The sequence below is a fragment of the Lentzea sp. NPDC058450 genome (genome assembly GCF_042721395.1).
GTDB lineage: Bacteria > Actinomycetota > Actinomycetes > Mycobacteriales > Pseudonocardiaceae > Lentzea.
This window is the reverse complement of record NZ_JBHXLO010000003.1, coordinates 384,401-402,993: the sequence shown is the minus strand read 5'-3', so window position 1 is coordinate 402,993 and position 18,593 is coordinate 384,401. Positions and strand designations below refer to the sequence as shown.

The following is an 18,593-nucleotide window of genomic DNA, read 5'->3' as shown; positions in this document are numbered from 1 at the left end:
GCCGGTGGATTCGCCATCCGGCCGGGCGGCCCACCCGAATGGACAAGAGGACACAGTGGACAGAGGAAACGCGATCGAGGAGACGTTCGCGGGATGGCTCTACCGCCCGTACTTCGACCTCGGAAACTGGCGGGCTTCGGGAAACCCGCACACGAAGGGCCTGATGCTGGCGCGCGACTCGATGCTGGACCGCGACGACCACGCACGGCTGCACACCACGATCCTGCCGTCCGCCCGGCACGCGATCATCAGGCACACGGGTCTTTCGCGGTACCTCGTGGACGATCCGCACGACCTGGACCTGGATCTGCGCACCCCGGCGTGGCAGATGATGTGCGACCAGCTCGTGGGGTTCGACGGACTCGGCCACGCCGCGCAGAGCAGGGTGCTCTGGTTGCTGCACCGGCTGAGCATGCACAGCGCGATCGTGGCGCAGGTGCCGGAACCCCGCAGCTACCCGGAGATCATGTCGGCGAACGAGGCCGCGGTGTGGTTCATCCGCGCGCAGGCCGGGTTGAGCCTCTACCGCGACGGCAAGGGACCGCTGAGCCTCACCGAGCTCGAACACGTGGTGAAGGCCGCGCCCGCGGGGTGCTGGGCCCGGATCGAGGCGACGTACCTGCTCGCCCAGTTCTACGCGAAGCACCAGGGCGGCAACGCGAGCGCGCTGAACTACTACCTGAGCCTGCACAGCGACCAGATCGTGTGGTCGAGCGTGCAGGGCCACGAGTTCCACAAGCTGATGAGCCGCTACTACCGGCTCGAGGCGTTCGTTCCGCAGCTCCTCGGCGACCACAAGGCCATGACGGCGTCGCTCGACCTGGCGGAGCACCACTGCGAGTCGCTCGCGAGCCGGACCGAGAGCGAACGCGCTGAATGGCACCTTCTGCGTTCATCGCTGTACGAGACCAGGACGAAGGAGAAGCTGCTGCTGGGCAGGCTCGACGAGGCGCTGGACTACGCGGAGGCGCTCGTCCGGCTCACGCCCGCCGACCCGCACCCGAGGCTGGAACTGGGCGAGGTCCAGGTGGCGATGGGCGCCTACCGGGCCGCCGTCGACTCCTACCGCTGGGCCGCGTTGCTCGGGCCGCACGTCGTCCCGGTCGCGGAGTTCATGATCGGCCAGTGTGCGGAGGCGATGGGGGACGGCAGGGCCGCCCGGATCGCGCTCATGCGATCGCTGGCCGCCGACCCGCTCGCGATCTCGTCCGCCTCCAGGCTCGCGAACCTCCACGGCACCGACGACTCCGACAGGACGGGGTTGTCGGACTGGGTTCAGGGCCGCCTGGCGGAGTTGCGGGTCGCCGACGACGGAACCGCCGACAGGTTGCACGCCTACCAGCGCTACGACGGCGCGCTGGGGCAGGACGTCCCGGCCTCCGGGAACTGATGTCCAACCCAGCTCTGCGACTTCAGGTGCCGGTCGTGGTACCGGACGAAGATCTCCTCGCCCCGGCGGATGTCGCGGAGCGCGACCAGTGTGATCGTCGCGGTGCGCGGGTCGCGGTCGAGATCGGCGTTCCGACCTGACTCGTCGAAGTGGTGGTTGGCGAACTGCACGACGTCGTCGGGATCGGGCACCAGGAGGTGGCCCGCCGACAGCGTGAAGACGTGCGAGAAGTCCTTCACGAAGAAGAAGCAGGACAGCAGTGAACGTCGGCGGCCCTTCACCGTTGCGATGACGTCGTGTGCGCTGATGTCCTTGCGGGCGAACAGACCGTTGCCGGCGCCGGCGGTGGTCGACGGCCCGGATGTCACGTGTTCGGTCATCGCGGTGGCGGCGGTTTCGGCGTCGAACCGCAGGAACGCGGTCGGTACCGCGGACGCCCACTTCTGGGCCGCCGTGAAAGCAGTTGGCAGAGAAACCATGTACGCACCTGACCGTCTACAAGCGACTTGCGGTGCGACTTTCCACGTCGCTCGCCGCTGGGTACATCCGTGAGGTCCCCAGCCTGGTTCACAGCGTGGACCCAACGAAGGAGAACAGTTGTGAACAAACGCGTCGTGCTGCACGGTGGCCTGGTCTTCGACGGTGTGCGGAGCCACGGGCCCGGATGGGTGCTGCTGGAGAACGGCCTGATCGAGGCCGTGGAACACGCGGAGGTGGCGGCACCCACCGACGCGGAGGTGGTCGACTTCGGCCCGGACGCGTTCGTGATGCCCGGGCTGGTCGATGCGCACGTGCACCTCTGCATGGGTGCCACTGACGACGCGGTCGGCGTTCTGACGGCCGCGGACGACGACGCCTTGCTCGACACCGCACGTGAGGCGGCGCAGCGCGCGTTGAGGGCGGGGATCACGACGGTGCGCGATCTGGGCGACCGCGCGTACACCGGATTGAGGTTGCGCGACGAGTACGGCGGCGGCCGGGAGATCGGCCCGCACCTGGTGGTGGCCGGGCCGCCGGTGACCACCACCGGCGGACACTGCCACTTCCTCGGCGGCGAGGCGGAGGGCCGGGAAGCGCTGCGGGCCGCCGTGAGGGAGCGGGCAGAACGGGGCTGCGACGTGCTGAAGGTGATGGCGAGCGGAGGCAGCATCACCCCCGGCAGCGTGCCGCACCTGTCCCAGTACGCCCGCGCGGAGCTGGAGTTCCTCGCCGAGGAGGCACATCGCCTCGGCATGACCGCGGCAGCACACGCGCACGGCACGGCAGCGATCGCCGATGCCGCTGCGGCGGGGTTCGACACGATCGAGCACGCCACCTTCGCCACGCCAAGCGGCATCGAAGGTAATGACGCCGTGGTGGAACTGCTCGCCGCCTCGGACGTGACCATCAGCGCGACCATGGGCTTCCACCCGGACTCGCCGGTGACCAAGGCCCGCAACCCCAGCCTCGTCCTGAGGGGCATCCGCCGGCGCCTGCACCGGCTCGGCGTGCCCTTGGTGGTCGGCACCGACGCCGGCATCGACTCGGCGAAGCCGCACGACGTGCTGCCGCACGGGGTCGAGGACCTCCCCGAGTTCGGGATGTCCACTGTGGACGCGCTGCGCTCGGCGACCAGCGTGGCGGCCCACGCCTGCGGCGTCGGCACGCTCAAGGGACGACTCGCCACCGGCTACGACGCCGACGTCCTCGTCGTCACCGGGAATCCGCTCGAGACCCTGGCCGACCTGCGCGAGGTCACCGCCGTGTTCCGGGCAGGCGTCCGGGTTCGCTGACCACCGGCGCGCAAGGGCGCGATCTGGGTCCTTCTGGCCATGAGGCGCGCGAGCTATTGAAGTGGCTGGAAGGCCCGGAGTATTCGTCGCCCATGAAAAGACGAGGATTGAGCCGATCGGCGCTGATGTGCTGCTGCGCGGCGACGATGGTGCTGATGGCGTCCGCGCCGAGCGTGTCCGCGCCGGGTGTGCCGGACACCCGTCCGATCCCCGACGCGGACACCGGGCGGACCGTGCACGTGACGCTGACGACGGCCGACCTGTCCGAGGCGCTCGGTCGTCAGCCGGGCGTCGGCCTCGCGGCGCCGGACCCGAACGCGGACATCACTCTGGACGATTCCGTTCCACTCCAGGTCATGGACGGGTTCGGAGCGTCCTTCACGGACAGTTCGACGCGGCTGATCGACTCGCTCAGGGGTTCGGCACGGGCGCGGGCGATGCGCGACCTCTTCAGCCGCGACTCGGGCATCGGGCTGTCGTTCATGCGCGCGCCGATGGGCGCGTCGGACTACAGCGCCACGCCCCTGTCCCGGCCGCGCGCCTGGTCCTACGACGACAACAACGGTGAGCCCGATCCGGAGCTGCGCAGGTTCTCGATCAACCACGACCGGGAGTACACGATTCCGGTGATCAAGGAGGCGTACCGGCTCAACGCGGGGATGAAGCTCTACACGAGTCCGTGGAGCCCACCCGCGTGGATGAAGACCAACGACTCCATGGTTCCGCTCGGCACCGAGCCGGGAACGCTGCTCAAGGCGCACTACCCGACGCTCGCCCAGTACTTCGTGAAGTTCCTCAAGGAGTACCGGCGTGCGGGCGTTCCGGTGTGGGGAGTGACCCCGCAGAACGAGCCCTCCGTGACGCCGGGCGGATATCCGGGCATGCGCATGTCCGCGACCCAGTCCGCGGAGTTCGTCGGCGGGCACCTCGGCCCGGCCCTGAAGAAGGCGGGACTCGACACCAAGATCATCGCCGTCGACGACAACCCGAACGTCGACTACGCGAGGACCTTCTACGGTGACGCCCGCGCCCGCGCGTTCACCTACGGCTACGCGGGTCACTGCTACGGCGGCAACATCGAGGACTTCGCCAGGATCACCGGCGAGTTCCCCCAGCGGTCGTACATGTCGGAGTGCTCGCCGAAACCGCGGGGCATCGCCCCGATGAACACCGCGGAACTCGCCATCCGCTCCACCAACAGCGGCGTGAGCGGCATCGACCTGTGGAACCTCGCACTCAACCCGGCCGGTGGCCCCAAGATGGGGGCCGGGTGCACCGACTGCGACGGACTGCTGACGATCAACCCGGACGGCAGCTACACGCCGACCCTCAGCTTCTTCCAACTCGGCCAGTTCTCGAAGTTCGTCGACCCCGAGGCCCGGCACGTGCGCACCACCACGCGCCCCGATCTCGGCCTGCACGCCACCGGCTACCGCAATCCCGGCGGCAACTCCGTCCTGGTCGTGACCAACACCGGCAACCAGCCGAAGTCCTTCACGACCTCGTGGAACAAGCGCGGCAGCTTCGGCTACACGCTCGCGGCGGGCGCCACCGCGACGTTCAACTCCGGCGGGGAACGGGTGTTCGAGCGGCCCCGGAACACGCCGATCACCACGATGTACAACGTGAACGGGACCGGCCTGAACCAGTGGGACCTGCAGCCGGCGGGCGCGTGGGGACAGGGTGACGGCAACGCCTACTCCGCGCAGGCGGGTGCGACCGCGACTCTGAAGTTCGAGGGCACGGGCATCTCGCTCTACGCGTTCCCGCACGACCTCAACGGGTTCGTGACGATCTCGGTGGACGGGGGACCGGCGAAGACGATCGACCTGTCGGCCGACCCGTCGCGCAACCCGACGCTGATCGCGAGCTTCACCGGTCTGCAGCGGGGGCCGCACACCCTGGTGGAAACGGTCACCGGCCGAACCGGGTCGTCGGGGAGGGGCACGTACGGCTCGCTGATCGCGGCCGTGAACGTGGCGGGGTGACGTGATCGCCGCGGGGCCGGCAACGGTGTTGTCGGCCCCGCGGGGGAGAAGGCGGGCGGTTCAGGAGCCGAGGGGGAGCAGGTCCTTGGTGAGCTTGCGGATCCGGCGGCTGTCCCCGAGCAGCGCGAGGCCGTGGACCACCATCTCGTGCGTGGTCTTCGTGACGATGGCGGCGGTGTACTGCTCGTAGGTCCGCGAGCCCTGGGCGTCCTCGGTGAAGGCCAGAGCGGTGAGCCCTGCCTGCTGCGCGAGGTCGCGCAGTTCGGCGAGTTCCTTCGGAGAGGCGGCCAGCACGGGCACGCCGATCTCGGCGATGCCCTGCCAGGTCGTGCCGGAGGCGTCGCTGGTGTCCGGTCCGATGTGGACGCGTTCGCGGGAACCGATGCTCGCTCCCAGCACGGCCGCGGTGTTGGCGAGCAGCCAGGCGGGCAGCTCGGGGTTGAGCACGAGAACGGGACGGACGACGGTGGTTCGACTCGACATTCCCGCAATGGTGGTTCATGTGCAGGTGCACGCGCTGCGAAGAGTTGCGCGGATTTCGTGGTCTCACGCAACTTCTGAGCGCGCTGGTCGGCTCGCGGGCTGGTGTGGCAGTGCCGAGCCCATCGGTATCGGGAGGACGCCGAGGGGCATCGGCGCGAGTTCCGCCACGAAGTCTTCCGCGTTCTCGGCGTTGCCGGTCGGTCGATGCTGGAACGAGCCGTCGTTGGACGTCGATTCCGGTGTGGGTGTGGTGTGCATGCGCGGACGCTATTGATCCGCCCGGCCGGTGAGCCAGGTGCGCGGCGAGGGCGCGCACTCGCATGCACGGATCTGCTCCCCAAGATGCAGTGCCTCCAGCGAAAACGCTCGCCGGCCATCCTGTTGGGACGGTCGCCGGTCAGGGCAGCCGAGGACCTCTGGGCGGATCTCGACCAGCCTCTCGACGTGTCAGCGGTCGTGCCGGACTGACCGCGGTCCCGCTTCATTCATGCTCGTCGGGCATCGGCCGATGTCGAGACGGTCATTGCCGCCCTGCCGCTGCCTGGGCACGCTGAAATCGGTCTTCGGTTTCGGAGATGTGCAGATCGATGTGGAAACGGAAATGAATCAGACGCTCGGTGTCATCGGCAGTGGCAACATCGGAGGTGCGGTCGCGCGCCTCGCGGTCGAGGCTGGGATCGAGGTGGTGCTCAGCAACTCGCGCGGGCCTGAGACGCTGCGAGGCCTGGTCAGTCGCCTGGGGCCGCTGGCGCGTGCCGCCACGCCGGCGGAAGCGGCCGCGGCCGGTGACTGGACGGTCGTCGCCGTGCCCTTCCGCGCTGTGCCGCACCTGCCCGTGGACGCGCTCGCCGGAAAAGTCGTCATCGACACGAACAACTACTACCCGCCCCGCGATGGTGCGTTCGCCTCTCTGCTGGCGGGCGGGCTGACCGACGGAGAGCTGTTCGGGCAGTACCTGCCGGGCGCGCGGACGGTGAAGACGTTCAACACCATCTTCTTCGAACACCTCCTCTCGCTCTCCCGCGCTTCCACCGCACCTGACCGCAGCGCCCTCCCCGTCGCCGGCGACGACGACCTGGCCAAGAAGTCCGTCAGCACCCTGCTCGACCGTCTCGGCTTCGACGCCGTCGACGTCGGGGAGATGGCGGAGAGCTGGAGGATTCAGGACGGCAGCCCCGCCTACATCCTGCCGTACCTGACGATTCCGAATCTTCGCCTTCCCTGGTGGCGGGACCCCGGGAAGCAGGCCGGTTCGAGCGAGATCCGTGCGGCTCTGGAAAGTGCGCGAAGGGCCTGAAAGGCAGTTCGCGCGGGGCTGGCGAAAGGATTGTTCACGGTCGGGCCCCCGACTGATCCGTGAGCTCCGCAGCATGAACCACAGCGTGCTCGATCGCGTTGTGAAAGCACGTCTCAACGGGTCGGCCTCTTCGAGTCGGATCATTGTCCCCAAAAGTCCCTCTGTCGTCGCACTGCGTTGACCTCGCCGAAGCCGATGCAATGCTGGCGAGCCGCCGTCGGTTGCGGAATGAATTCGAGGGAGAGCGCGATGATCCACCCGGTTTCGGCATTCATCCCGATCGACATCTCCGGTGGTCGCCTGGTGCTGTCGCAGCACGACTTCACGATCGAGGCCGTGCTGCCGATCGAGTTCAGGCGCGCGCACGTGACGGGGTCCTGGGCGGGCCGCTGGTTCGGCCCGTCCTGGGCGTCCACGGCGGACCAGCGGCTGGAACTCGGGGAGACGGGGATCCGGCTCGTCACCGAGGACGGCCTGCTGCTCACCTACCCGTACCCCGACGGCTGGGAGGTGCTGCCGGAGGAGGGGCCGCCGTGGCCGTTGAGCGAGGGCGTGGAGGGCGAATACCTCGTCTGGCGAGCCGAGCGGATCCTGCGGTTCCCGCCGGTGGCGGGCGGCACGGTCCTGCCGATCGGATCGGTGCTCGACCGCCTCGGCAACCAGATCAGGTTCGACTACGACGACCGCGGCGTGTTCACCGGGATCGAGCACCCCTGCGGCGAGTACGTCCAGGTGAGCACCGAGGGCGGCCGGATCACCGCACTGACGCGCGGGGACGTCCGGGTCGCCGGCTTCCGCTACGAGGGAGGGAACCTGGTCGAGGTCACCGCCGCGGCGGGCGGCACCACGAGGTTCCGGTACGACCTCGACAACCGGATCGTGCGCTGGGAGGACGGCGACGGCAGGTGGTGCGAGTTCGGCTACGACGACCGGGACCGCTGCGTGCGCATGGACGGCCTGGGGAGCACGACGAGGATCGAGTACGACGCGTCCGGGAGACCGGCGGCGGTGCAGCGGGATCGGTGAACCGGCGGCGGTGAGGCTCGACACCTCACCGCCGCCGAGGTGTGCTCACGCAGCGGGGAACGGTGACGGGGCGGTGGTGCCCCAGCCGCCGTCGACGGCCAGCGCCTGGCCGGTGACGTAAGCGCTCGCCGGGGAGCTGAGGAAGAGCACCGCGGCCGCGACGTCCTCGGGCTCGCCGATCCTGTCCAGCGGCACCTTCTCCAGGTACTTGCGCTGCACCTGCTCGTCGTCCGCGATCCACGAACCGAGAGTCGTGCGGGTGATGCCGGGGCTCACGACGTTGAACCGGACGCCGGCCGCGCCCCACTCCACCGCGAGCGAGCGGTTCGCGGCCTCCAGGCCACCCTTGACCGCGCTGTAGAGGCTGACCCCCGCCATCCCCTGCAGGCTCAGCCCGGAGGAGATGCTCACCACGCTGCCGCCACCGTTGGCCGCCATGTCCGCCGCGACGAGCCCGCCGAGCAGGACGGGACCGCGGAGGTTCAGTGCCCAGAGGGCGTCGGCCTGGCCCGCGGTCAGCGTGTTCGCGGGACCCGCCGCATCGCCGCCGCCGGCGTTGTTCACCAGGACGTCGATCGTGCCCACCACGTCCTTGGCCTGCTCGAAGATCGCCCGGGGCGCCTCCGGGTCCCCGAGGTCCGCGACTACGACCACGGGGTCGTTCGGCAACCCGCGGGCCACTTCCTCCAGGGTTTCCTTCACACGGCCGACCAGAACGACTCGCGCGCCGGCCTGGGCGAGCGCGACGGACACCGCGGCTCCGATTCCCCTGCTCGCTCCGGTGACGATCGCGTTCTTTCCGGACAGGTCCACGGGGTGGCTGGACGTGGTGAGAGGCACAGAAGTTCCTAACTTCGAAAGAGTGGAGCCGAAAGGCTCGAAGTGCTTGTCCGTGTCAATTTCAGCTGTGCGGACAGGTGCGAGCAATGATGAAACAGGCATCCATTGATGTCCTGCGGGCATCAGTCGCTGATCGCCGGTGAACGTGGGTGCGGCGCTTGTGTCGCAGGGCTCTCTCAAACGCGGCGTCCCGCCTAGGAAGCGCGTATCGATCAGCAGCCGTGCTCGGCGATCGACGGCGAGCACCGATGTCGGTCGTGAGCGCGAACTCGGTTTGGCGGCGTGTTCAGCCTTGGCCTCTGCTTTGGTGTCCGCCGGGTGGCTCGGCTCTGGAACGCGCGCCGTGCCGGCGCCCGTCGCCGTGCTGTGCGAATTGTCTTCACGTCTTCCGAATGCGCGTGCGGGAGGCATGTGGTAGTTGCGCTCCGCGTGCGGTCGGCGCAGGTCATGAGGGCATTTGAATATTTTTCGCACCTGGCGCGAACAATGGGAACTTTCATCCGTTCGGGTTGCGCTTGAGGTCCGCGTGAATGTTCGAGCGTCGCTACTCTCCATTTCTGTTGCTTCCCAGTGGAGTCCTTGCGGTTAAGCAGGCAAGTCGCAAGAGAGGATGAAGATGGCTCGCAAGCCTTTGCAGGCTGGAGTCTCGTTGGTGGTGACGTCGGTCCTGGCCTTCGCCGGGGCCGTGGCCGTGCCCCTGGCCGCCCCCGTCACCGCCTCCGCCGCCGAACCGGAGTACGTGTTCAACAACGCTTGGACACTCGCCAATCCGGGTTCCGCGGGGACGGCCGCGACCAACGAGAGCTTCCGTGCCACAGCGACCCGAAAGGCCACGACGTCCATCCCGTTGAGCACGGGAGCGGTCACCGTCACGGCTGACTACACCCCCGGTTCCGGGCAGGTGGCGGGTACGAACTACATCGCCAACAGCACCAACCACGGCACGAAGAACGCGGCTCCGGCGATGTTCATCGGCTCGCCGGCCAACGCGTCGACGTTGCCGGGTCTCGGCCTGCTGAGCAACGCCTCGAACTGCAACGGCAACCCCGGGACCGCCGGCCACCAGAACTTCCAGGGGCTGTGCGGCAGCACCGGCCAGTTCACGCTGACGTTCTCCAAGCCCGTCACCGACGTGGTGATGGACATCAGCGGCCTGGGTGGTTTCGCGGAGGCGTACGAGTCGATCGGCTCCACCGAGTGGGCGCGCGGGTCGTTCGTCAACACCTACCTGCAGCTGCTCTCGAACGACGTCACCCTCGCCGACCCGTCACCCGGCCGGACGAACTTCACGATCGCGCCCAAGCTGATCACGGTGGCGAGCCCGAACGCCTACGCGACCTGCAACGAGAAGCCGGTGCGGTACCCCGGCACGAACCGCCAGACGCCCACGGTCGAGACGGCCGGTTGTGGCTCGGTGGTCCTGAAGGGCACGTTCACCAGCGTCACGTTCCGCACCGACACCGACGTGCGCCCGCTGTCGAGCTACCCGGCCAACCCCTACGGCACCGGGTCGCTCTACCGGCAGAACCGCAACGACGGCCTCGCGGACGGCGTCAACGGCGCCAACACGTTCAACACCGAGGTCGCGCTCATGCCGAACAAGCGCACCGACCTCGAGTCGTCGGACCACTACATCCTCTCGCTGCGGCTGCCGGAGCGGAACCAGCTCGGCGACTACGTCTGGGACGACACGAACGCCAACGGCCAGCAGAACGCGGGTGAGCCGCCGGTCGCGGGCGTCAAGGTCGAGCTCCTCGACGGCAACGGCAACCCGGTCGACGGCGACGGTGACGGCGATCTGGACGTCACCACGACCGACGCGCAGGGCAAGTACTTGTTCACCGGCCTGGTGGACGGCACGTACCGGGTGCGGTTCACCGCGCCGGCGGGCAAGGTCTTCACCACGCCGCTGACGGGCGCCACCGCCACCGACTCCGACGCGCAGGCGAACGGCGTCACCGGACCGGTCACGCTCGGCCCCGGCGCGCGGGCCAACCTCACGATCGACGCCGGCCTCGTGCCGAAGCCGACGAACTCCATCGGTGACTTCGTCTGGTCCGACACCAACGGCAACGGCGTCCAGGACGCGAACGAGCCCGGTCTGGCGGGCGTGCAGGTCAAGCTGAGCGACGGCAAGACCACCACGACCGACGCGAACGGCAAGTACCTCTTCGAAGGCCTCGACGACGGCACGTACTCGGTCTGCTTCACGCTGCCCGCCGGGTACGCGTTCAGCCCGAAGGACGCGGGCGGTGACGACGCGAAGGACTCCGACGCGGACGGCACGTCCGGCTGCACCGCGACGACGACCGTGGGGCCGGGCAAGCGCCAGGACCTGACGCTCGACGCCGGTGTGGTCCCGCCGAGCAACAAGCTCGGCGACTACGTCTGGATCGACCTCAACCGCAACGGCGTCCAGGACGCCGGTGAGCCGCCCGTCGCGGGCGTCACGGTCAAGCTGAACAACGGCCAGACCACGACGACCGACGCGAACGGCAAGTACCTGTTCGACAAGCTGCCCGACGGCGCGTACACGGTGTGTTTCGACGTGGCGAACCTGCCCGCGCAGTACAAGGGCTACCTGCCCACGCGTCAGACCGCCGGTGGGGATTCCACAAAGGACTCCAACATCGGTGCGGACGGCTGCTCGGCTCCCACGACCCTGGGACCGAACAAGCGCGAGGACCTCACGATCGACGCGGGTCTGCGGCCGCCGAACAGCCTCGGCGACTACGTCTGGGCCGACACCAACAAGAACGGCCTGCAGGACGACGGCGAACCCGCGGTGGCGGGCGTGACGGTCAAGCTGAACAACGGCCAGACCACGAAGACGGACGCGAACGGCAAGTACGAGTTCACCGGCCTGCCGGACGGCAGCTACACGGTCTGCTTCGACCTGAGCACGCTGCCCGGTCAGTACGCGGACTTCGTGGCCACCACCGCCAACGCCGGTGACGACGCGAAGGACTCGGACGCGGACCCGGCGACGGGCTGCGCGGCGCCGACGACGTTGAACGTCGACAAGCCCGTCGACCTCACGATCGATCTGGGCATCGTGCCGCCGGTCAACCGGATCGGCGACTTCGTCTGGATCGACACCAACAAGAACGGCCTGCAGGACGCGAACGAACCCGGCGTCCCGAACGTCACGGTCAAGCTGAACACCGGCGCGACCACGAAGACGGACGCGAACGGCAAGTACGTGTTCGAGGGCATGCCCGACGGCAAGTACTCCGTCTGCTTCGACCTCTCCACGTTGCCCTCGGACTACCGCCCCACCAAGGCGCTGGCCGGCGACAACGCGAAGGACTCCGACGCGGACCCGCTCACGGGCTGCACGCTGTCGGTCGAGGTCGGCGCGGGCAAGCGGGAGAACCTCGACCTGGACATGGGCATCGTGGAGCCGCCGAACAAGCTCGGCGACTACGTCTGGGCCGACACCAACCGCAACGGCGTCCAGGACTCCGGTGAGCCCGCGATCGCGGGTGTGACGGTGAAGGTCGGCGACCGCACCACCACGACGGATGCGAACGGCAAGTACGAGTTCACCGACCTGCCCAACGGCACCTACACGGTCTGCTTCGATGTCGCGAACCTGCCCGCGCAGTACCAGGGCTGGCTCCCGACCCGCCAGGCCGCGGCCGGTGACGTCACCAAGGACTCGAACATCGGTGCCGACGGTTGCTCGGCTCCGACGACCCTGGGGCCGAACCAGCGCGAGGACCTGACGATCGACGCGGGTCTGCGGCCGCCGAACAAGCTCGGCGACTTCGTGTGGGTCGACAGCAACAAGAACGGCCTGCAGGACGCGAACGAGCCCGGTGTCCCGAACGTCACGGTCAAGCTGAACACCGGCGTGACCACGACGACCGACGCCAACGGCAAGTACGTGTTCGACAAGCTGCCGGACGGCACGTACACGGTGTGCTTCGACGTGGCGAACCTGCCGGGTCAGTACGCCGACTTCCAGGCCGTGGGCGCGAACGCGGGCAACGACGACGCGAAGGACTCCGACGCGGACCCGGCGACGGGCTGCGCGGCGCCGACGACGTTGAACGTCGACAAGCCGGAGGACCTGACCATCGACCTGGGCATCGCGCCCCCGGTCAACCGGATCGGTGACTTCGTCTGGAACGACCTCAACAAGAACGGCCTGCAGGACGAAGGTGAGCCCGGCGTTCCCGGTGTCACGGTCAAGCTGAGCGACGGCAAGACGACGAAGACCGACGCGAACGGCAAGTACCTGTTCGAGGGCGTGCCCGACGGCAAGTACACGGTCTGCTTCGACCTGGCGACGCTGCCGTCGGACTTCCTGGCCACCAAGGAGAACGCGGGCGACGACGCCAAGGACTCCGACGCGAACCCGGCCACGGGCTGCGCGCCGGAGGTCGAGGTGGGCGCCGGCAAGCGCGAGAACCTGACGATCGACCTGGGTCTCGTGTCGCCGCCGAACAAGCTGGGTGACTTCGTCTGGGCGGACACCAACCGCAACGGTGTCCAGGACGTGGGCGAGCCCGGCATCCCGGGCGTGACGGTGAAGGTCGGCGACCGCACCACCACGACGGACGCCAACGGCAAGTACGAGTTCACGGATCTGCCGGACGGCACGTACACGGTCTGCTTCGACGTGGCGAACCTTCCCGCGGACTACAAGGGCTACCTGCCCACGCGTCAGACCGCGGGTTCGGACTCCACAAAGGACTCGAACATCGGTGCGGACGGGTGCTCGGCTCCTACTTCGCTGGGGCCGAACAAGCGGACGGACTTCACGATCGACGCGGGTCTGCGGCCGCCGAACAAGCTCGGCGACTTCGTGTGGGTCGACACCAACAAGAACGGCCTGCAGGACGCGAACGAGCCTGGTGTCCCGAACGTCACGGTCAAGCTGAACACCGGCGCGACCACGACCACGGACGCCAACGGCAAGTACGAGTTCACCGGTCTGCCGGACGGCACGTACACGGTCTGCTTCGACGTGGACAAGCTGCCCGGTCAGTACGCCGATTTCCAGGCCGTCGCACCCAACAAGGGTGACGACGCGAAGGACTCGGACGCGGACCCGGCGACGGGGTGTGCGGCGCCGACGACGTTGGGCGTCGACAAGCCGGAGGATCTGACGATCGACCTGGGCATCGCGCCTCCGGTCAACCGGATCGGTGACTTCGTCTGGAACGACCTGAACAAGAACGGCCTGCAGGACGAGGGCGAACCTGGCGTGCCGGGCGTCACCGTCAAGCTGTCCGACGGCAAGACGACGAAGACCGATGCGAACGGCAAGTACCTGTTCGAGGGCGTGCCCGACGGCAAGTACACGGTCTGCTTCGACGTCCCGAGCCTGCCGAGCGACTTCAAGCTCACCTCGGCGAACTCCGGCGATGACGCCAGGGATTCCGACGCGGACCCGGCCACGGGCTGCGCGGCGGAGGTCGAGGTCGGGCCCGGCAAGCGGGAGAACCTGACGGTCGACGCCGGTCTGGTCTCTCCGCCGAACAAGCTCGGTGACTTCGTCTGGGCGGACACCAACCGCAACGGTGTCCAGGACGAGGGCGAGCCCGGCATCCCGGGCGTCACGGTCAAGCTGAACGACGGCAGGACCACGACCACCGACGCGAACGGCAAGTACGAGTTCACCGGTCTGCCGGACGGCACGTACACGGTCTGCTTCGACGTGGCCGACCTGCCGGCGGACTACAAGGGTTACCTGCCCACGCGTCAGACCGCCGGTGGAGACTCCACAAAGGACTCCAACATCGGTGCTGACGGTTGCTCCGCTCCCGTTTCGGTGGGACCGGGCAAGCGGACGGACCCGACGGTGGACGCGGGTCTGCGGCCGCCGAACAAGGTCGGCGACTTCGTGTGGGTCGACAGCAACAAGAACGGCCTGCAGGACGAGGGCGAACCGGGCGTCGCCGGTGTGACGGTCAAGCTGAACACGGGCGCGACCACGACCACCGACGCGAACGGCAAGTACGAGTTCACGGGCCTGCCCGACGGTTCGTACACGGTCTGCTTCGACGTGGACAAGCTGCCGGGTCAGTACGCGGACTTCCAGGCCGTCGCACCCAACAAGGGTGACGACGCGAAGGACTCGGACGCCGACCCGGCGACCGGGTGTGCCGCACCGGTGACCGTGAACGTCGACAAGCCGGAGGACCTGACGGTCGACCTGGGCATCGCGCCCCCGGTCAACCGCATCGGTGACTACGTCTGGGTCGACACGAACAAGAACGGCCTGCAGGACGCCGGTGAACCCGCGGTGGCCGGCGTGACGGTCAAGCTGTCCGATGGCAAGACGACGAAGACCGACGAGAACGGCAAGTACCTGTTCGAGGGCGTGCCCGACGGCAAGTACACCGTCTGCTTCGATCTCTCGACCCTGCCGTCGGCCGTGCGCGACTACACGCTCACGAAGACCGATGGTGCCGATCCCACCAAGAACTCCGACGCGGACCCGGCCACGGGCTGCGCGCCGGCGGTCGAGGTCGGGCCCGGCAAGCGCGAGAACCTCGACGTGGACGCGGGTCTCGTGGCACCGCCGAACAAGCTCGGCGACTTCGTGTGGGTCGACGTGAACCGCAACGGTGTGCAGGACGCGGGCGAGCCGGGTGTCCCGGGCGTCAAGGTCACGCTGAACACCGGCGCGACCACGACGACGGACTCGAACGGCAAGTACGAGTTCGGCAACCTGCCCGACGGCACCTACACGGTGTGCTTCGACGTCGAGAACCTGCCCGCGCAGTACGCGGACTACCAGGTGGCGACGCCGAACAAGGGCGGTGACGACGCGAAGGACTCCGACGCGGACGTCGCGACCGGGTGCGCGAACCCGGTGACGCTGAACATCGACAAGCGCGTGGACACCTCGGTGGACATGGGCATCGCACCGCCGGTCAACCGGATCGGTGACCTCGTCTGGAACGACAAGAACGGGAACGGACTCCAGGACGAGGGCGAGCCGGGCATCCCAGGCGTGACGGTCAAGCTGAGCGACGGCAAGACCACGACCACGGATGCGAACGGCAAGTACCTGTTCGAGGGCATGCCCGACGGCACGTACACGGTGTGCTTCGACGTCAAGAACCTGCCGGACGCGGTGAAGGACTACACCCTCACCAAGACCCAGGCAGGCGACCCGGCGAAGGACTCCGACCCCGCGGTGGACTGCGCTCCGCCGGTGCAGGTCGGCGTCGGCAAGCGCGAGAACCTCACCGTCGACGCGGGCCTCGTGGCCCCGCCGAACAAGATCGGTGACCTCGTGTGGAACGACGTCAACCGCAACGGGATCCAGGACCCGGGCGAGCCCGGTGTGCCCGGAGTGACGGTGAAGCTGGTCGACGACAAGGGCAACCCGGTGGGTCAGCCGGTCAAGACCGACAAGGACGGGAAGTACCTCTTCGAGGGCGTCCCGGACGGCACCTACAAGGTGTGCTTCGACGTCAACGCGCTGCCGGGTGAGTTCGCCGGCTACCTGCCGGGCAAGCCCGGACAGGGTTCCGACCGCGCCAAGGACTCGGACGCGGACCCCGCGACCGGGTGCAGCGGACCAGCGACCGTCGGCGTGGGCAAGCGGACGAACCTCGACGTGGACCTCGGCATCGTGAAGCCGACGAACCGCCTGGGTGACTTCGTGTGGTTCGACAACAACGGCAACGGGATCCAGGACGCCGGCGAACCCGGCGTGCCCGACCTGCCGGTGTTCCTGCAGGACGGCAACGGCAAGCCGGTCGCGCAGACCAAGACGGACAAGAACGGCAAGTACCTGTTCGACGGTCTGGAGGACGGTGAGTACAAGGTCTGCTTCAACGCGGACCCGAAGACCGGCCTCGTCGCGGGACGCCCGCTCACCAAGCAGGGCGCCGGTGGCAACGCGGTCGACTCCGACGCCGACCCGGCGACCGGCTGCACCCGCGTGGTGAAGCTGGGAGCCGACCAGCGGGTGGACCTGTCCCTCGACGCCGGCCTGGCGCCGAAGCCCGCCCCGCCGGGCCCGCAGCCGCAGAACCCGGCACCGCAGCCGCAGAAGCCGAACCCTCCGCTGGCGTGGACCGGTGCGTCGCTGTGGGGTCCGCTGGCCGGTGGTCTGGCACTGCTGCTGGCGGGTGCGTTCCTGATGCTCGTGACGAGGCGCCGGGAGGAGTGAACCGCTAGGTGACGAAGAAGGGCCGTTCCGCAGCCGGCGGAGCGGCCCTTCTTCGTATTTTTATAACTGCGTGTGCATGCGGAATCGAAGCTTGTGGACACTTCAATAAATTGATTCCAGATCCATGGGAATAGGTAGGCCACTTTCCGTGATTGCCTAATCCTTCCGGCTGGTGAGTCTGGTGTCGCCCGGCTGGTAGACGGCGGACACGCGTGGTGTCGTTTGGGGCCGTCCGCCCCACCGCAAAAGGTGGTTTGCGCAGAGTTGATTGCAGGCACAACTGGTCGCTGGTAAGAAAAAACGCAGGTCCCCGCTCGGTGCGAACAAACTTTTTCGAACCTGGGAGGGGTCATGCTTGAACGAACAGGCGGGCCGCGGCGAACAACTGGAACGAGAAGGACTTCCCTGCTGGCCGTCGCCGCATTCGTCGCCGCGGTGGTCGTGCCCGTGGCGGGGTCCGGAGGAGCGGATGCCGCGCCGCGGGCCACCGCGCCGGTGGGGCGCGTGCAGTCCTTCTGGCTGCACCTGAACAGCACTCCGGTGTCCGACGAGACGATCGCGATCGAGGCGAAACGACGCGCTCACGTCGTGCTGAACGCCTGGGAGGGCGATCTGCTGCGGAAGCTCAAGGCTCAGAACCCGGCGATCAAGGTCTACGTCTACAAGGACATGTCCTCCACGCGGTCGTACGCGTGCAAGCAGAACAGGGACGACGATCAGTTGCCGGCCGGACTCGGCTATTGCTTCGTGCGAAACAACCGCGCCGACTGGTTCCTGCGCGGGACGGACGGCAAGGAGCTGGTCTACGCGGGCTACCAGGGGCATTGGCAGATGGACATCGGAAATCAGGATTACCGCAAAGCCTGGGTCTCCGGGGTCGTGAAGGGCGCCAAGTCGACCGGATTCGACGGCGTGTTCATCGACAACGTCCTCTACACCTGCGACGCGCACCATCCCGGCAAGTGCCCGGCCAAGTACCCGGACAACGCGTCGTTCCAGAACGCCTACAAAGGCATGCTCGCCGAGGTCCGGAGCGGATTCGCCGCCGCGGGCCTGCTCTCGGTGGGCAACCTGACCAACGCGCGCCTGCACGACGGCGGCTGGGAGGCGTACGGCGCGCACCTGGACGGGGCGTTCGACGAGTGGTGGCTGACGTTCGCCGGCAACCGGCTGCTGGAGGACTACCCGCAGGGCTGGCGGCGGCAGGTCGGCGAGATCGCCACCAACGAGGCGAACGGGAAGATGACCTGGGTGCAGCCGCACTTCGGCCCCGGTGACACGAAGGCCTTCCGGTACGCGCTGGCCAGCCTGTTCATGACCACCAGCGGCCACGCCGCGATCGCGGAGATCGCCAAGACCGACGCCTACGCGGGCCCCACGCCGTGGCACCGCGAGTACGACTGGAACCTCGGCCACCCCGCCGGCGCCTACCGCGCGGTCGCCGACAAGGTGTACCGGCGCGACTTCACCTGCGGAGTGGTCCTGGTCAACGCCAACCCGACCGGCAGCCCCAAGGTCAAGGTCGACCTGCTGCGCACTTACCTCGACCACGACGGCAAGCAGGTCACGTCGGTGAGCCTGCCCGGCACGACGGGATCCGTGCTGAGGGCGAACTGCTGACGCGAGTGAAAGCGTGGGCCCGGAGCACCTCTGGCGC

Annotated in this window: 10 protein-coding genes; 7 read left to right on the top strand and 3 right to left on the bottom strand. The window is 68.2% G+C overall.

The features are described 5' to 3' along the window. Window positions 1-55 precede the first annotated feature (55 nt). Complete coding sequence (locus tag ACFWNN_RS08060; RefSeq protein ID WP_382439148.1) at window positions 56-1,390, top strand: tetratricopeptide repeat protein; 1,335 nt, start codon at window positions 56-58, stop codon at window positions 1,388-1,390. Here the strand turns inward: ACFWNN_RS08060 and ACFWNN_RS08055 are convergent. Beyond that, the gene (locus ACFWNN_RS08055) at window positions 1,345-1,869 is read right to left on the bottom strand and encodes an SET domain-containing protein-lysine N-methyltransferase (RefSeq protein ID WP_382439147.1); all 525 of its coding nucleotides are present in this window, start codon (window positions 1,867-1,869) and stop codon (window positions 1,345-1,347) included. The genes ACFWNN_RS08060 and ACFWNN_RS08055 overlap by 46 nt on opposite strands. 120 nt (window positions 1,870-1,989) lie before the next feature. Between ACFWNN_RS08055 and ACFWNN_RS08050 the strand changes: the two genes are divergently transcribed. Together ACFWNN_RS08050 and ACFWNN_RS08045 are read left to right on the top strand one after the other, a co-directional pair. Next, on the top strand, window positions 1,990-3,162 hold the full coding sequence (locus ACFWNN_RS08050; RefSeq protein WP_382439146.1) for an amidohydrolase family protein: 1,173 nt from the start codon (window positions 1,990-1,992) through the stop codon (window positions 3,160-3,162). Between the two features lie 107 nt (window positions 3,163-3,269). After that, window positions 3,270-5,150 (top strand): glycoside hydrolase family 30 beta sandwich domain-containing protein, encoded by a 1,881-nt coding sequence (locus ACFWNN_RS08045; protein WP_382439145.1) that lies wholly within the window; start codon window positions 3,270-3,272, stop codon window positions 5,148-5,150. Between the two features lie 60 nt (window positions 5,151-5,210). On the opposite strand, the gene ACFWNN_RS08040 is transcribed toward ACFWNN_RS08045, so the two are convergent. Further along, window positions 5,211-5,633 (bottom strand): DUF2000 domain-containing protein, encoded by a 423-nt coding sequence (locus ACFWNN_RS08040; RefSeq protein ID WP_382439144.1) that lies wholly within the window; start codon window positions 5,631-5,633, stop codon window positions 5,211-5,213. A 487-nt stretch (window positions 5,634-6,120) separates the two neighbouring features. Here ACFWNN_RS08040 and ACFWNN_RS08035 point away from each other — a divergent pair, with 487 nt between their 5' ends. Both ACFWNN_RS08035 and ACFWNN_RS08030 read left to right on the top strand, forming a co-directional pair. Further along, on the top strand, window positions 6,121-6,930 hold the full coding sequence (locus tag ACFWNN_RS08035; RefSeq protein ID WP_382439143.1) for an NADPH-dependent F420 reductase: 810 nt from the start codon (window positions 6,121-6,123) through the stop codon (window positions 6,928-6,930). A gap of 249 nt (window positions 6,931-7,179) precedes the next feature. After that, window positions 7,180-7,956 (top strand): DUF6531 domain-containing protein, encoded by a 777-nt coding sequence (locus ACFWNN_RS08030; RefSeq protein ID WP_382439142.1) that lies wholly within the window; start codon window positions 7,180-7,182, stop codon window positions 7,954-7,956. A 45-nt stretch (window positions 7,957-8,001) separates the two neighbouring features. On the opposite strand, the gene ACFWNN_RS08025 is transcribed toward ACFWNN_RS08030, so the two are convergent. Beyond that, window positions 8,002-8,796 carry an SDR family NAD(P)-dependent oxidoreductase gene (locus tag ACFWNN_RS08025; RefSeq protein ID WP_382439141.1) on the bottom strand — a complete coding sequence of 265 codons (795 nt, stop codon included), beginning with the start codon at window positions 8,794-8,796 and terminating at the stop codon, window positions 8,002-8,004. A 616-nt stretch (window positions 8,797-9,412) separates the two neighbouring features. On the opposite strand from ACFWNN_RS08025, the gene ACFWNN_RS08020 reads away from it, so the two are divergent. Both ACFWNN_RS08020 and ACFWNN_RS08015 read left to right on the top strand, forming a co-directional pair. Further along, window positions 9,413-16,936, top strand: coding sequence for an SdrD B-like domain-containing protein (locus ACFWNN_RS08020; RefSeq protein ID WP_382439140.1), 7,524 nt, complete (start codon window positions 9,413-9,415; stop codon window positions 16,934-16,936). Between the two features lie 351 nt (window positions 16,937-17,287). Further along, on the top strand, window positions 17,288-18,556 hold the full coding sequence (locus ACFWNN_RS08015; protein WP_382439139.1) for a putative glycoside hydrolase: 1,269 nt from the start codon (window positions 17,288-17,290) through the stop codon (window positions 18,554-18,556). The last annotated feature ends 37 nt before the right edge of the window (window positions 18,557-18,593 follow it).